The organism is Delftia deserti (assembly GCF_042653485.1).
GTDB classification, from domain to species: Bacteria; Pseudomonadota; Gammaproteobacteria; order Burkholderiales; family Burkholderiaceae_C; genus Comamonas; species Comamonas acidovorans.
The window spans coordinates 2,867,180-2,882,104 of the sequence record NZ_JBHSIH010000001.1 but is presented as its reverse complement, the minus strand read 5'-3'; the positions used below and the strand labels follow the sequence as shown (position 1 = coordinate 2,882,104).

General features: G+C 67.5%; 12 protein-coding genes. All 12 read left to right on the top strand.

What is annotated here, in order from left to right:
• The first annotated feature begins 185 nt into the window (after positions 1 to 185).
• Complete coding sequence (locus ACFPFG_RS14055) at positions 186 to 2,315, top strand: 3-hydroxyacyl-CoA dehydrogenase NAD-binding domain-containing protein (RefSeq protein WP_380107076.1); 2,130 nt, start codon at positions 186 to 188, stop codon at positions 2,313 to 2,315.
• Positions 2,316 to 2,488: 173 nt separating this feature from the next.
• Positions 2,489 to 3,670, top strand: a complete 1,182-nt coding sequence (locus ACFPFG_RS14050) for an acetyl-CoA C-acyltransferase (RefSeq protein WP_043819975.1) — start codon at positions 2,489 to 2,491, stop codon at positions 3,668 to 3,670.
• Positions 3,671 to 3,836: 166 nt separating this feature from the next.
• Positions 3,837 to 5,033, top strand: coding sequence for an acyl-CoA dehydrogenase family protein (locus ACFPFG_RS14045; protein ID WP_380107074.1), 1,197 nt, complete (start codon positions 3,837 to 3,839; stop codon positions 5,031 to 5,033).
• A gap of 196 nt (positions 5,034 to 5,229) precedes the next feature.
• On the top strand, positions 5,230 to 6,366 hold the full coding sequence (locus tag ACFPFG_RS14040; protein WP_197953274.1) for an acyl-CoA dehydrogenase family protein: 1,137 nt from the start codon (positions 5,230 to 5,232) through the stop codon (positions 6,364 to 6,366).
• 16 nt (positions 6,367 to 6,382) lie between these two features.
• Complete coding sequence (locus tag ACFPFG_RS14035; protein WP_374623163.1) at positions 6,383 to 7,183, top strand: oxepin-CoA hydrolase, alternative type; 801 nt, start codon at positions 6,383 to 6,385, stop codon at positions 7,181 to 7,183.
• Positions 7,184 to 7,358: 175 nt separating this feature from the next.
• Complete coding sequence (locus tag ACFPFG_RS14030; protein WP_197953256.1) at positions 7,359 to 8,609, top strand: CaiB/BaiF CoA transferase family protein; 1,251 nt, start codon at positions 7,359 to 7,361, stop codon at positions 8,607 to 8,609.
• 118 nt (positions 8,610 to 8,727) lie between these two features.
• The gene (locus ACFPFG_RS14025) at positions 8,728 to 9,747 is read left to right on the top strand and encodes a Bug family tripartite tricarboxylate transporter substrate binding protein (protein ID WP_016450303.1); all 1,020 of its coding nucleotides are present in this window, start codon (positions 8,728 to 8,730) and stop codon (positions 9,745 to 9,747) included.
• A 214-nt stretch (positions 9,748 to 9,961) separates the two neighbouring features.
• Positions 9,962 to 10,975, top strand: a complete 1,014-nt coding sequence (locus ACFPFG_RS14020; protein ID WP_183021492.1) for a Bug family tripartite tricarboxylate transporter substrate binding protein — start codon at positions 9,962 to 9,964, stop codon at positions 10,973 to 10,975.
• A gap of 7 nt (positions 10,976 to 10,982) precedes the next feature.
• Positions 10,983 to 11,957: an NAD(P)H-dependent flavin oxidoreductase gene (locus ACFPFG_RS14015; RefSeq protein ID WP_013804143.1), complete on the top strand. Its 975-nt coding sequence runs from the start codon at positions 10,983 to 10,985 to the stop codon at positions 11,955 to 11,957.
• Positions 11,958 to 12,079: 122 nt separating this feature from the next.
• Positions 12,080 to 12,829, top strand: a complete 750-nt coding sequence (locus ACFPFG_RS14010) for an electron transfer flavoprotein subunit beta/FixA family protein (RefSeq protein ID WP_012203332.1) — start codon at positions 12,080 to 12,082, stop codon at positions 12,827 to 12,829.
• 13 nt (positions 12,830 to 12,842) lie between these two features.
• Positions 12,843 to 13,775, top strand: a complete 933-nt coding sequence (locus tag ACFPFG_RS14005) for an electron transfer flavoprotein subunit alpha/FixB family protein (RefSeq protein WP_380107069.1) — start codon at positions 12,843 to 12,845, stop codon at positions 13,773 to 13,775.
• A 125-nt stretch (positions 13,776 to 13,900) separates the two neighbouring features.
• Entirely contained in the window at positions 13,901 to 14,887 is a 987-nt protein-coding gene (locus ACFPFG_RS14000) for a tripartite tricarboxylate transporter substrate binding protein (protein WP_197953252.1), read from the top strand.
• Positions 14,888 to 14,925 lie beyond the last annotated feature (38 nt).

The following is a 14,925-nucleotide window of genomic DNA, read 5'->3' as shown; positions in this document are numbered from 1 at the left end:
AGGCTGTCGTCCCCCTCCCTTGCGAAGCAAGCAGAGAGGGGGAAGGCGCGCAAGCGCCTCAGGGGGTGTTCAACACTGTCAAATACGTTTTTACAGTCTGTCAATCATTCATGGGATTGTAAAGAACCATTGTCGTAGCAAGAATGGATGTTTTGAGTGGAAAACCCAAGTTCGGAGACATGCAGATGAGCGAACAAGCCCAGGCTTCCGTGGTCCAGACCCGCCTTGACGGCGCCGTGCTGGTGGTCAGCATCAACAACCCCCCCGTGAACGCCCTGGGCCAGGCCGTGCGCGCCGGCCTGCTGGCCGCCGTGGAGCAGGCCGAATCGGATGCCGCCGTCAAGGCCGTGCTCATCGTGGGTGAGGGCAAGGCCTTCATCGCCGGAGCAGACATCCGCGAATTCGGCAAGCCCGCCATGCCGCCCTCGCTGCCCGAGGTGCTCAATCGCCTTGAAGCCTCCGACAAGATCGTGGTCGCCGCCATCCATGGCCCGGCCCTGGGCGGCGGCCTGGAAGTGGCCATGTCGGCCCACTACCGCCTGGCTTTGCCGGCTGCCAAGCTCGGCCTGCCCGAAGTCAACCTGGGCCTGCTGCCCGGCGCTGGCGGCACGCAGCGCGCACCGCGCCTGATGGGCGTGAAGGCGGCCGCCGACCTCATGCTCAGCGGCAAGCACCTGTCGGCCAAGGCCGCGCTGGCTGCCGGCCTGGTGGACAAGCTGGTGGACGGCACCGACGCCACGGCCGCAGGCCTGGCCTACGCCAACGAGCTGCTGGCATTCAATACCGCGCCGCGCCGCACGCGCGACATCGAGATTGCCGACAAGGCCGCCGCCCTGGCCGAACTCGACGCGCTGGCCGCGGACACCGCCAAGAAGAGCCGCGGCCTGTTCTCGCCGCTGAAGATCGTGGAATGCGTGCGCGCCGCTGTGGAGCTGCCCTTCGACGAAGGCATCACCAAGGAGCGTGCCCTGTTCGTGGAATGCCTGAACAGCCCGCAGCGCGCCGGCCTGATCCATGCCTTCTTCGCCGAGCGCGAAACCGCCAAGATTCCCGAAGCCAAGGCTGCTGCGCCGCGCCACTTTGCCAAGATCGCCGTCATCGGCGGTGGCACCATGGGCGCCGGAATCACGGTGTCCGCGCTGGACGCGGGCCTCACGGTGACCATGATCGAGCGCGACGCCGAGTCCATCGCGCGCGGCCAGGCCAATGTGGAGAAGGTCTACAACGGCCTGATCGCCAAGGGCCGCATGACCGAGGAGGCCAAGGCCGCCGTCATGGCGCGCTACACGCCCAGCACCTCCTATGACGACATCAGGGACGTGGACCTGGTGATCGAGGCCGTGTTCGAGGACCTCGAAGTCAAGAAGGCCGTGTTCAAGGAACTGGACCGCGTCTGCAAGCCGGGCGCCGTGCTGGCCACCAACACCTCCTACCTGGACATCGACGCCATTGCCGCCGCCACCTCGCGCCCGCAGGACGTGATCGGCCTGCACTTCTTCAGCCCCGCCAACATCATGAAGCTGCTGGAGATCGTGGTGCCCGCCAAGGTGGCGCCCGACGTGGTGACCACGGCTTTCGAGCTGGCCAAGCGCATGAAGAAGGTGCCCGTGCGTGCCGGCGTCTGCGACGGCTTCATCGGCAACCGCATCCTGGCCGTCTACAAGCAGGCTGCCGACTACATCATGGAAGACGGCGCCAGCCCCTACGAGATCGACGAGGCCGTGCGCGGCTTCGGCTACCCGATGGGCCCGTTCCAGGTCACCGACCTGGCCGGCGGCGACATCGGCTGGGCCACGCGCAAGCGGCGGCGCGCGGCGGCACTGGAATCGGGCGATCCCAAGGCCCGCTACGTCGAAGTGGCCGACCGCGTCTGCGAGCGAGGCTGGTTCGGCCAGAAGACGGGCCGTGGCTTCTACCTCTACCCGCAGGGCGCGCGCGTCGGCCAGCCCGACCCCGAAGTGCTGGCCATCGTCGATGCCGAGCGCGCCAAGAAGGGCGTGACGCCGCGCCAATTCACCCCTGAGGAAATCATGCGCCGCTACATGGCGGCCATGGTCAACGAAGGCTCCAAGGTGGTGGAGGAGGGCATTGCCCTGCGCCCGCTGGACGTGGACGTGACCTTCCTGTCCGGCTACGGCTTCCCGCGCTTTCGTGGCGGCCCCATGAAGTGGGCCGACATGCAAGGTCTGGACAAGGTGCTGGCCGACATCCGCGAATTCGCCAAGGAAGACGCGCTGTTCTGGAAGCCCGCTCCCCTGCTCGAAAAGCTGGTCGCCGAAGGCCGCGATTTCGAAAGCCTGAACAAGGCGGCGTAACTGATCACCCCCTGAGCCGCTGCGCGGCTTCCCCCTCTCTCGCTACGCGGGAAGGGGACGACACCCTCGGTGTGGGGTGGCGCGGCCGGCGTAGGCCCTTCCTCGGTGTCCCTCACCTGGGCCGCGCCGGCAACAAGTAATAGAAATTCCCAAGAGACAAGCAAGGACCGACCATGCGCGAAGCCGTCATCGTTTCCACTGCCCGCACGCCCCTGACCAAGTCGCACCGCGGCGAGTTCAACGTCACGCCCGCCGCCCAGCTGGCGGCCTTCTCGGTCAAGGCCGCGGTCGAGCGCTCGGGCATCGACCCGGCCATGATCGAGGACCTGATCCTGGGCTGCGGCAACCCCGACGGCTTCCAGGGCCGCAACCTGGGCCGCCAGACCGTGCTGCGCGCCGAGTTGCCCCTGTCCATCGCGGGCACGACCATCACGCGCTTTTGTGCCTCGGGCCTGCAGTCCATCGCCATCGCGGCGGGCCGCATCGTGGCCGAGGGCGTGGACGCCATGCTGGCAGGCGGCATCGAGACCATCTCGGGCATCCGCCCCGGCAACAACCTGCCCACCGACATGGACCCCTGGCTGGTCGAGCACAAGCCCGCGCTGTACATGGCCATGATCGACACGGCCGACATCGTGGCGCGCCGCTACGGCATCAGCCGCGAGGACCAGGACGCCTTCTCGCTGCAAAGCCAGCAGCGCACGGCCGCCGCCCAGGCCGCCGACCTTTTCAAGGACGAAATCATTGCCTGCGCCACACGCATGGCCGAGAAGAACAAGGACACGGGCGAGATCACCTACCGCGACGTGGTCGCCACCAAGGACAACTGCAACCGCGCCTCCACCACGTTGGAAGGCCTGGCCAAGCTGGAACCCGTCAAGGGCCCGGACCAGTTCATCACGGCCGGCAATGCCTCGCAGCTGTCCGATGGATCGTCGGCCTGCGTGCTGATGGAAGCCAAGCAGGCCGAGCGCCTGGGCCTGTCCCCGCTGGGCGCCTTCCGCGGCTTTGCCGTGGCCGGCTGCGAGCCTGACGAAATGGGCATCGGCCCCGTCTTCGCGGTCCCCAAGCTGCTGGCGCGCCACGGCCTCAAGGTCGAGGACATCGACCTGTGGGAACTCAACGAGGCCTTCGCCTCCCAGGCCCTGTACTGCCAGCGCAAGCTGGGCATTCCCAACGAGCGCCTGAACGTCAACGGCGGCGCCATCTCCATCGGCCACCCCTTCGGCATGACGGGTGCGCGCCTGGCGGGCCACATCCTGCTGGAAGGCCGGCGCCGCAAGGCCAAGTGGGGCGTGGTCACCATGTGCATCGCAGGTGGCATGGGCGCCGCAGGCCTGTTCGAAATTTATTGAATAAGCACCCCCTGAGCGGCTGGCGCCGCTTTCCCCTCTCTCGCTTCGCGGGAGGGGAACGACGCCCTTGCTGCGGGGCGGCCCTTGCTCGGCGTCCCTCGCTTAGGGCACGCCAATTTCAGGGCTGCAAACGGCTTACAACGCCACGGATTACTGGGGAATAGCAATGGATTTGCAATTTACGACTGAAGAACTGGCCTTCCGCGACGAGGTTCGCGGCTTCCTCAAGGACAAGCTGCCCGAGGACCTGTCGCACAAGGTCAAGAACGGCCTGCAACTGAGCAAGCAGGACATGGAGCGCTGGCACGCCATCCTCAACGAGCGCGGCTGGCTGGCCAACCACTGGCCCGAGCAGCACGGCGGCCCGGGCTGGAGCGCGGTGCAGAAATTCATCTTCGAGCATGAATGCGCACTGGCGGGCACGCCGCGCATCGTGCCCTTCGGGCTGAGCATGCTGGGCCCCGTCCTGATCAAGTACGGCAACGAGGCGCAGAAGGCCCACTGGCTGCCGCGCATCCTCAATGGCGCCGACTGGTGGTGCCAGGGCTATTCGGAGCCGGGTTCGGGCTCGGACCTGGCCTCGGTCAAGACGTCGGCCGTGCGCGATGGAGATCACTACATCGTCAACGGCCAGAAGACCTGGACCACGCTGGGCCAGCACGCCAACATGATCTTCTGCCTGGTGCGCACCAACCGCGAGGCCAAGGCGCAGCAGGGCATCAGCTTCCTGCTGGTGGACATGAACTCGCCCGGCGTGCAAGTGCGCCCCATCATCACGCTGGACGGCGAGCACGAGGTCAACGAAGTCTTCTTCACCGACGTCAGGGTGCCCGTGGAGAACCTGGTCGGCGAGGAGAACAAGGGCTGGACCTACGCCAAGTACCTGCTGACCTACGAGCGCACCAACATCGCGGGCGTGGGCTTCTCGGTGGCCGGCCTGGAAAAGCTCAAGGCCGTCGCCGGCCGCATGCTGCGCAACGGCAAGCCGCTGACGCAGGACCCGCTGTTCGCGGCCCGCCTGGCCAAGGTCGAGATCGACCTGGAGAACATGAAGACCACCAACCTGCGCGTGATCGCCGCCGTGGCCGGCGGCGGCGTGCCGGGCGCCGAAAGCTCCATGCTCAAGATCCGCGGCACCGAGATCCGCCAGGAAATCCTGTCCCTGGTGCGCCGCGCCATGGGCCCCTACGCCGCGCCCTTCATCGAAGAGGCCCTGCAGGCCGGCTACGACCAGCCTGCCATCGGCGACGCGGCTGCCGCCACGGCCGCCGCCGCGTACTTCAACTACCGCAAGCTGTCGATCTTCGGCGGCTCCAACGAAATCCAGAAGAACATCATCTCCAAGATGATCCTGGGCTTGTAATGAACACCCCCTGAGTCGCTTCGCGCCTTCCCCCGTTGCACGGCGCCCCTGAAGGGGGACGACGCCATCGCTGCGGGGCGGCGCGGCCGGCCTAGGCCCTTGCTGGGCGTCCCTGGCTTGGGCCTGCGCCCGAGCATGTGCAGCAGGCCCGCCGAGCGATATGGATAAACCCGATGGGAAGAAAGAAGAGTCTTCAATGAACTTCGAACACACCGAAGACCGCCGCATGCTGGCGGACAGCCTCAACCGCTTCGTCTCCGAGCAGTACGCCATCGAGGCGCGCAACCACGTCGCCTATGGCGAGGAAGGCCACAGCCCGCTGCTGTACGGGCAGTTCGCGGACATCGGCGCCATCGGCGCGCTGTTCCCGGAAGACGCTGGCGGCTTCGGCGGCCAGGGCTTCGACATCAGCGTGGTCTTCGAATGCCTGGGCCGCGGCCTGGTGGCCGAGCCGCTGCTGGGCGCCCTGGTCGTGGGCCAGGCCCTGATCGCGGCCGGCAGCGATGCGCAAAAGGAACAGCTGGCAGCCATCATCGGCGGCACGTCCATCGCGGCCCTGGCCCATGACGAGCCCGGCAGCCACTACGAGCTCAACAACGTCGCCACCACGGCCGTGCGCAGCGGCGACGGCTGGGTGCTGAACGGCGCCAAGGGCGTGGTCGCCTTCGGCGAGAAGGCCGACCTGCTGCTGGTCTCGGCCCGCACCTCGGGCAGCCAGTACGACGAGGCCGGCATCAGCCTGTTCCTGGTCCCCGGCAATGCCGCAGGCATCCAAAAGCGCGGCTACAACCGCATCGAAGGTGGCCGCGCCGCCGAGCTGGTGCTGGACAAGGTGCAGGTCGGCGCAGACGCCCTGCTGGGCGAAGAAGGCCAGGGCCTGTCCCTGCTGGAACGTGTCAGCGGCTACGCCGTGCTGGCGCTGACCGCCGAGGCCGTGGGCGCCATGGACGTGGCCAAGGACCAGACGCTGGAGTACCTGCGCACGCGCAAGCAGTTCGGCGTGCCCATCGGCAGCTTCCAGGCCCTGCAGCACCGCATGGCCGACCTGCTGCTGGAAGTGGAGCAGGCGCGCTCGGCCGTGATCAACGCGGCCGCCGCCATTGCGGACGAAGACCGCGTGGCGCGCGAGAAGGCCCTGTCGGCCGCCAAGTACAGCATCGGCCGCATCGGCACCCTGGTGGCCGAGGAAAGCATCCAGATGCATGGCGGCATCGGCATGACCTGGGAGCTGCCCCTGGCCCACTACGCCAAGCGCCTGGTCATGATCGACCACCAGTTCGGCGACGAGGACCACCACCTCTCCCGCTACATCGCCCTGGGCGCCCAGCACTGAGCCAAGGAAAGCCGCCATGACCGAAGCGAACCAAGTCCTGCTGACCCGCCGCGAAGGCGCCGTGCTGGTGCTGTCCAACAACAATGTGGCCGCGCGCAATGCGCTGTCGCCCGAGTTCTACGCGGCCGTCACGGCGGCGCTCAGGAGCGCGGCGACCGACCCCACCGTGGGCGCCGTGGTGCTCACGGGCGAGGGCGGCCACTTCTGCGCGGGCGGCGACCTGCGCCAGCTGGCCAAGCGCCGCGAGCTGCCTGTGCAGGAGCGACGCGCCAAGCTCGAAGGCCTGCATGACCTGATCCGCAGCGTGCGCGACTTTCCCAAGCCCGTGATCGCCGCCGTCGAAGGCGCGGCGGCCGGCGCGGGCCTGTCGCTGGCCCTGGCCTGCGACATGCTGGTGGCGGCGAAGAACGCCGTGTTCTCGGTCGCCTACGTCAAGGTCGGCCTCACGCCCGATGGCGGCGCCACCGCCTTCCTGGCCGAGTTCGTCTCGCGCCAGGTGCTGACCGAGCTGTGCCTGACCGGCGAGCGCATCAGCGGCGAGCGCCTGCATGCCCTGGGCCCCGTCAACCGCCTGTCCGAACCGGGCCAGGCCCAGGCCGACGCCGTGGCGCTGGCCGCCCAGGTGGCCACCGGCCCCGACCAGGCCATGGCCCTGATCAAGGACCTGTGCCGCCAGGCGCCGCGCAACACGCTGGAAGAACAGCTGGAGCTGGAGGCGCAGTACATGGTGCGCTCGCAGGAGAGCGAGGAATCGCGCGAAGGCATTGGCGCCTTCCTCGAAAAGCGCAGCGCCGACTTCACCAAGCTGCGCGGCTGAAATGAAGCACCCCCTGAGCGGCTGCGCCGCTTCCCCCTCTCTCGCTACGCGGGAGGGGGACGGCGCCCTCGCTGCGGGGCGGCCCTTGCTAGGCGCCCCGGGTTTGGGCCACGCCAGTTGCAAGGGTTATGAGCCGTATGGACGTTGTTGAATAGAGGAATCTCAAGGAGACAAGATGGCAAGCAAGGAAAAATCGGGCGACATCGACTTCCCGCTGGAGGGTGTGCGCGTGCTCGACCTCTCGCGCGTGTTCGCGGGGCCGCTGTGCGGCATGGTGCTGGCCGACTTCGGCGCCGAAGTGGTCAAGGTCGAGCACCCGGGCCGCGGCGACGACACGCGCGACTGGGGCCTGCGCATCGGCAAGACCGAGACCACCTACTACAACAGCATGAACCGCAACAAGCGGTCCATCACGCTGGACCTGCAGACCCCCGAGGGCGTGAAGATCGTCCACGACCTGCTGCCCCAGTTCGACGTGGTCATCCACAACTTCAAGACCGGCGGCGCCGAGAAGCTGGGCCTGGGCTACGAGCAGCTCAAGGCCATCAAGCCCGGCATCATCTACTGCGCCGTGGCCGGCTATGACAGCAGCGGCCCCGAGGCCAGGCGCCCCGGCTACGACCTGGTCATCCAGGGCGAGGCCGGCCTCATGGCCCTCAACGGCGAGGCCGGCACGCCGCCGCTCAAGTTCGGCGTGGCCGTGGTCGATCTCATGACCGGCATGTACGCGGCCCAGGCCATCCTGGCCGCGCTGTTCCGCCGCGAGCGCACGGGCAAGGGCCGCCTCATCGAGATGGCGCTGTACGACAGCGGCATCATGATCACCGGCTACTACGGCCTGGACGCCATGCAGCTGGGCCACGACCCCGAGCGCTACGGCAATGCCCACCCTTCCATCGTTCCCTACGGCATGTACGAGGCGGCCGACGGGCCGCTGATCATCGCCGTGGGCAACAACGCCCAGTTCGACAAGTTCTGCCGCCAGGTGGTGATGCGCCCCGACATCGTCGAGGACGAGCGTTTCTCCACCAACGTCAACCGCGCCAGGAACCGCCTGGAACTGGGCCCCATGCTCAAGGAACTGATCCGCTCCTTCCCGCGCGATCTGCTGCTGGAGCGCCTGACGGCCGCCGGCATCCCCTGCGGCCGCGTGGCCGGCCTGCACGAGGCCCTGACCAGCGAGCGCACGCGCCGTGGCGGCCTGCTGCAGGACATGCCCCACCCCGTGGTCGGCACCACGCCCGTGTTCGCGCCGCCCTACCGCCTGGACGGCCAGCGCCTGCCCATCCGCCATGCACCGCCCACGCTGGGCGAGGGCACGCGCGAGGTGCTGCACCGGCTGCTGAGCATGAGCGACGAGCAGCTGCAGCAGCTGCAGTCCAAGGGCGTGCTGACCCTGCCTGAGACCCCCGCGCAACAGGGATAAGAGGACCGATCCCGCGACTGATTCCACGGGGGCCATTGATGCCCGGCCCCCGACCCGCCAGGTTTGCATGCCGCACCAAGACGGCACCCATAGACAGCAACACCCAGGAGACAAAGCCATGAGCAACCAAGTCACACGCCGCGACATTCTTCAAGGGCTGGCCGCCATCGGCGGCACCAGTCTGCTGGCCACGGGCGCCACCAGCGCCCTCGCACAGGCCGGCAAGCCGGCAGCGTGGCCCACCAAGCCCATCCGCGTGGTCGTGCCCTTCAACGCGGGCGGCGCCACCGACATCATTGCGCGCACCATCGGCGAGGCCCTGGCCAGGCGCGTGGGCCAGCCCGTGGTCATCGACAACCGCGCGGGTGCGGCCGGCATCCTGGGCACGGACGCCGTGGTCAAGGCACCTGCCGACGGCCACACCCTGCTGGTCTCGCTCAGCACCTCCATGCTGATCAACCAGTTCCTCTACACCAAGCTGCCCTACAACCCGCAAAAGGACATCGCCCTGGTCACCCAGATCGCGGCGGCGCCCGTCACCCTGGTGGTCCATCCCTCGGTGCCGGCCAACAACATGAAGGAGCTGCTGGCCTACGTGAAGGCCAACAAGGGCAAGCTCTCGTACGGCTCCTGGGGCGTGGGCTCGTATGCCCACCTGGCCGGTGCCTACATGAGCAAGACCATGGACGCCGACATGACCCACGCCGCCTACAAGGGCGAGGCACCCATGATCCAGGAGCTGATCGGCGGCCAGCTGCAGATGTGCTTTTCCAGCGCGCTCAACACCAAGCCCTTCATCGACTCGGGCAAGCTCAAGGCCATCGGCGTCACCGGCAAGGAGCGCATGGAAATCCTGCCCAAGCTGCCCACCATCCATGAACAGGGCGTCACCGACGACGCCTACGCCATCTACGGCTGGGTGGCCATGGGCGCACCGGCCGGCGTGCCCAAGGAGATCGTGGACCAACTCTACGGCCACCTGCGCGAAATCGCCAAGGACCCCAAGGTGCTGGAGCGCACCGTGGGAGCAGGCTTCATGCCGCTGATGAACAGCCCGCAGGCCTTCCGCGAGAACTACCAGCGCGACATGCCGATCTGGAAGGCGCTGGTGGAGGAAGCCGGCGCGAAGCTTGATTGAACCCCCTGAGTCGCTTCGCGCCTTCCCCCTGAAAGGGGGACGACACCCTCGGTGCGGGGCGGCCCTTCCTCGGTGTCCCTGGGGTTGGGCTGCGCCGGTTTCATGGACTGCAGGCGGCGCGAGCGCCATGGATAGCTGATATGACTGGATTTTTCCGGCCCGCGGCAGCGGGCCGCCACCGACGACTGCTGAGACAGCTTTGAGAGGAGACTTCATGTACACGCGCAATCCCGCATCCCCGGCACGCCCCACGCGGCGCAGCGTTCTGGCCCTGGCCGCAGCCCCGCTGCTGGCCGGCTTGGCCGGCGGCGCCCTGGCCGAGACCGGCTGGCCCAGCAAGATGCTGCGGCTGGTCGTGCCCTTCCCGGCGGGCGGCCCCACCGACACGGCATCGCGCATCGTGGGCCAGAAGCTGGGCGAGCGTCTCAAGCAGACCGTGGTGGTGGAAAACCGCCCCGGCGCCTCCGGCTCGATCGCGGCCGTGCAGGTCGCCAAGAGCCCGGCCGACGGCTACACGCTGATGATGCTGGCCACGCCCACGCTGCTGGCGCCTCACCTGTACAAGAAGGCCGGCTACGACACCGTCAAGGACTTCACGCCCGTGGCCACGGTCTATGACCTGCCCATCGTCATCGTGGTCAATCCCACGCTGCTGCCCGATGTCACCGACCTCAAGAGCCTGATCGCCCATGCCAAGGCGCAGAAGGTCGCGCTCAACTACACCAGCTCGGGCGCAGGCAGCTTCGGCCACCTGAGCATGGAGCTGCTCAAGCAGATGGCCGGCTTCGACATGCAGCACGTGCCCTACAAGGGCGGCGTGCCCGCCATCACCGACACCATCGGCGGCCAGGTGCCCATCATGTATGCCGACCTCGTGGCCGCGCTGCCCCACATCCAGGCCGGCAAGCTGCGCGCCATCGCCGTGGGCTCGCCCCAGCGCGTGGCCATGCTGCCCGACACCAGGACCATTGCCGAGCAGGGCATCAAGGGCTACGACGCCGTCTCCTGGGGCGGCCTGCTGGCGCCCAAGGGCACGCCCAAGGCCGTGGTCGACCGCATCGCCAGCGAAGTGCAGCAGATCCTGGCCGACAAGGACATCCAGGAAAAGCTGCTCAACGCAGGCGCCATCGCCGCCTACCAGAACCCCGCCCAGCTGGGCCAGCGCATCCAGCAGGACTACACGCGCTGGGGCCAGCTGATCCGCGACAAGGGCATTGCAGTGGAGTGACATCGACATGAAGACACGCATCACCGAACTCTTTGGCATCGAGCATCCCATCATCCAGGGCGGCATGCACCATGTGGGCCTGGCCGAGCTGGCCGCCGCCGTCTCCAACGCGGGCGGCCTGGGGCTGATCACGGGCCTGACCCAGCGCACGCCCGAGCTGCTGGCGCGCGAGATCGCGCGCTGCCGCGAGATGACGGACAAGCCCTTCGGCGTCAACCTGACCTTCCTGCCCTCGGTCAACCCGCCCGACTACCCGGGCTACGTCAAGGCCATCATCGAAGGCGGCGTCAAGGTCGTGGAGACGGCGGGCAACAACCCGCAGAAATGGCTGCCCGCGCTCAAGGAAGCCGGCATCAAGGTCATCCACAAGTGCACCTCGGTGCGCCATGCGCTCAAGGCCGAGGCCATCGGCTGCGACGCCATCAGCGTGGACGGCTTCGAATGCGGCGGCCATCCGGGCGAGGACGACATCCCCAATTTCATCCTGCTGCCGCGCGCGGCCGAAGAACTGAAGATTCCCTTCGTCGCCTCGGGCGGCATGGCCGACGGCCGCTCGCTGGTGGCTGCGCTGGCGCTGGGCGCCGAGGGCATCAACATGGGCACGCGCTTCATTGCCACGCAGGAAGCGCCCGTGCACGACAACGTCAAGCAGGCCATCGTCGCGGCCAGCGAGCTGGACACGCGCCTGGTCATGCGCCCGCTGCGCAACACCGAGCGCGTGCTGACCAACCCGGCCACCGAGCGCCTGCTGCAAAAGGAGCGCGAGCTGGGCGCGGCCATCACCTTTGCCGACATCGCGCCCGAGGTGGCCGGCGTCTATCCGCGCATCATGCATGACGGCGACATGGACGCGGGCGTCTGGTCCTGTGGCATGGTGGCCGGCCTGATCCACGACGTGCCCACGGTCCAGCAGCTGATCTCCGGCATCATGGACCAGGCCCATGCACTGATCAACGAGCGGCTGGCCGGCCTGGCCCGCTGACCGCCCATCTTCACAGGACTTACGCAAACAGGATGCGACAACGTGCTGCGCCCCATGGCAAGCCGCTTGCCTTGTTCCTTCTTGCGTAGGTCGTACTTCAAAAACCAGGAAAGAGCTTTCTCATGAAAATCCTTGTACCCGTCAAACGTGTCGTGGACTACAACGTGAAGGTCCGCGTGAAGTCGGACGGCACGGGCGTGGACATCGCCAACGTCAAGATGAGCATGAACCCCTTTGACGAAATCGCCGTCGAAGAAGCCGTTCGCCTCAAGGAAAAGGGCGTGGCCACCGAGGTCATCGCCGTCTCCTGCGGCGTGGCCCAGTGCCAGGAAACCCTGCGCACGGCCATGGCCATCGGTGCCGACCGCGGCATCCTGGTGGAGACCACAGAGGAACTGCAGCCCCTGGCCGTGGCCAAGCTGCTCAAGGCCCTGGTGGACAAGGAACAGCCCGGCCTGATCATCCTGGGCAAGCAGGCCATCGACGACGACGCCAACCAGACCGGCCAGATGCTGGCGGCCCTGGCCGACCTGCCGCAAGCCACCTTCGCCTCCAAGGTCGAGGTCGCTGGCGACAAGGTGAATGTCACGCGTGAAGTGGACGGCGGCCTGGAAACCCTGGCCCTGAGCCTGCCGGCCGTCATCACCACCGACCTGCGCCTGAACGAGCCGCGCTACGTCACGCTGCCCAACATCATGAAGGCCAAGAAAAAGCAGCTGGACACGGTCAAGCCTGAAGAGCTGGGCGTCGATGTCGCCCCGCGCCTGAAGACGCTCAAGGTGGCCGAGCCCGCCAAGCGCGGCGCTGGCGTGAAGGTGCCGGACGTTGCCACGCTGGTGTCCAAGCTCAAGAACGAAGCCAAAGTGATCTAAGGAAGACAGCGACATGACATCCCTCGTTATTGCAGAACACGACAACGCTTCCATCAAGAGCGCCACGCTCAACACCGTCACTGCGGCCCTGGCCTGCGGCGGCGACGTGCATGTGCTGGTGGCGGGCGAGAACGCCGGCGCCGCTGCGCAGGCTGCGGCCCAGATCGCCGGCGTTGCCAAGGTCATCCACGCCGATGGCGCCAGCCTGAAGGACGGCCTGGCCGAGAACATCGCAGCGCAAGTGCTGGCGATTGCCTCGAACTACAGCCACATCCTGTTCCCCGCCACCGCCAGCGGCAAGAACGCCGCGCCGCGCGTGGCCGCCAAGCTGGACGTGGCCCAGATCAGCGACATCACCAAGGTGGACAGCGCCGACACCTTCGAGCGCCCCATCTACGCGGGCAACGCCATTGCCACGGTGCAAAGCAGCGACAAGATCAAGGTCATCACCGTGCGCGGCACGGGCTTTGACGCAGCCGCTGCCACGGGCGGCAGCGCCCAGGTGGAGCAGCTGGCCGCCGCTGGCGACAACGGCAAGAGCAGCTTCGTGGGCCGCGAGGTCACCAAGAACGACCGCCCGGAACTGACGGCCGCCAAGATCATCGTCTCCGGTGGCCGTGCGCTGGGCAGCAGCGAGAAGTTCCAGGAAGTCATCACGCCGCTGGCCGACAAGCTGGGCGCCGCCATCGGCGCATCGCGCGCAGCGGTGGACGCAGGCTATGCGCCCAATGACCTGCAGGTGGGCCAGACCGGCAAGATCGTGGCGCCCCAGCTGTACATTGCGGCCGGTATTTCCGGCGCCATCCAGCACTTGGCCGGCATGAAGGACTCCAAGGTGATCGTGGCGATCAACAAGGACCCCGAGGCGCCGATCTTCTCGGTGGCCGACTACGGCCTGGAGGCCGACCTGTTCCAGGCCGTGCCCGAGCTGGTGCAGTCGCTGTAAGAATGCAAGGCGCCGCACCGGGAGGCGGTGCCAACGGGCCCGGGTGAAGTATCCGGGCCCTGGCCAGAGCGGCACACAAGGCATGTGCCCCGGCCCCACCTGGTTCAGAGATGCAGGAGACAGATATGCAGATTTCCATTGGCCGCCGCAGCCTTGCGCTTGCGGCTGTTGTCTTTGTGGCCACCACGGGCGCGAGTGCACCGGCATGGGCCCAGGCCAGCGACTTTCCCACGCGCCCGATCACGCTGATCGTGCCTTTCCCCGCAGGCGGCTCCACCGACCGCCACATGCGCACCCTGGCCGACATCGCGGGCAAGCAGCTGGGCCAGACCATCATCGTGGAGAACAAGCCCGGCGCGGGCGGCACGCTGGGCCCGGGCAACATGTCCCGCACGGCCAGGCCCGATGGCTACACCATCACCCAGTTCCCCATGTCCATGCTGCGCATGGCGCACATGCAGAAGACGGCCTGGAATCCGCTCACGGACTTCACCTACATCATCGGCGTCTCGGGCTACACCTTCGGCTTCACGGTGCGCTCGGACTCGCCCTACAAGAGCTTCAACGAATACATTGCCGCCGCGCGCAAGAGCCCCGGCAAGATCGAGTACGGCTCCACCGGCATAGGCTCCTCGCCCCACCTGCTGATGGAGGAGCTGGCCGAGAACGCCAAGGTCACGCTCAACCACGTGCCCTTCAAGGGCAACGCCGACCTGCAGCAGGCCCTGCTGGGCGGCCACGTGGCCGCGCAAAGCGATGCCTCGGGCTGGGACACCTATGTGGATGGCGGCCAGATGCGCCTGCTCATGACCTTCGGCGAAAAGCGCACCCAGCGCTGGCCCGACGTGCCCACGGCCAAGGAGCTGGGCTATGGCGTGGTCTCCACCTCGCCCTACGGACTGGCCGGCCCCAAGGGCATGGACCCGGCCGTGGTGCGCAAGCTGCACGACGCCTTCAAGAAGGCCATGGATGACCCGCGCCACATCGAGGTGCTCAAGCAGCTGAACCAGGACGCCTGGTACCGCTCCGGCGCCGACTATGCGCAGTGGGTGCGCGAGGCCTATGCCAAGGACAAGGTCCTGATCGACCGCCTGGGCCTGGCCGCCAAGTAGGCCCCTCCTCCAATGCGCCCGCAGGGCCAGGGGGCTGG

Coding starts and splice junctions, on each gene's coding strand:
- ACFPFG_RS14040 (WP_197953274.1), top strand. CDS start 5,230: ATGAACTTCGAACACACCGAAGACCGCCGCATGCTGGCGGACAGCCTC.
- ACFPFG_RS14035 (WP_374623163.1), top strand. CDS start 6,383: ATGACCGAAGCGAACCAAGTCCTGCTGACCCGCCGCGAAGGCGCCGTG.
- ACFPFG_RS14020 (WP_183021492.1), top strand. CDS start 9,962: ATGTACACGCGCAATCCCGCATCCCCGGCACGCCCCACGCGGCGCAGC.
- ACFPFG_RS14010 (WP_012203332.1), top strand. CDS start 12,080: ATGAAAATCCTTGTACCCGTCAAACGTGTCGTGGACTACAACGTGAAG.
- ACFPFG_RS14025 (WP_016450303.1), top strand. CDS start 8,728: ATGAGCAACCAAGTCACACGCCGCGACATTCTTCAAGGGCTGGCCGCC.
- ACFPFG_RS14005 (WP_380107069.1), top strand. CDS start 12,843: ATGACATCCCTCGTTATTGCAGAACACGACAACGCTTCCATCAAGAGC.
- ACFPFG_RS14030 (WP_197953256.1), top strand. CDS start 7,359: ATGGCAAGCAAGGAAAAATCGGGCGACATCGACTTCCCGCTGGAGGGT.
- ACFPFG_RS14000 (WP_197953252.1), top strand. CDS start 13,901: ATGCAGATTTCCATTGGCCGCCGCAGCCTTGCGCTTGCGGCTGTTGTC.
- ACFPFG_RS14050 (WP_043819975.1), top strand. CDS start 2,489: ATGCGCGAAGCCGTCATCGTTTCCACTGCCCGCACGCCCCTGACCAAG.
- ACFPFG_RS14045 (WP_380107074.1), top strand. CDS start 3,837: ATGGATTTGCAATTTACGACTGAAGAACTGGCCTTCCGCGACGAGGTT.
- ACFPFG_RS14055 (WP_380107076.1), top strand. CDS start 186: ATGAGCGAACAAGCCCAGGCTTCCGTGGTCCAGACCCGCCTTGACGGC.
- ACFPFG_RS14015 (WP_013804143.1), top strand. CDS start 10,983: ATGAAGACACGCATCACCGAACTCTTTGGCATCGAGCATCCCATCATC.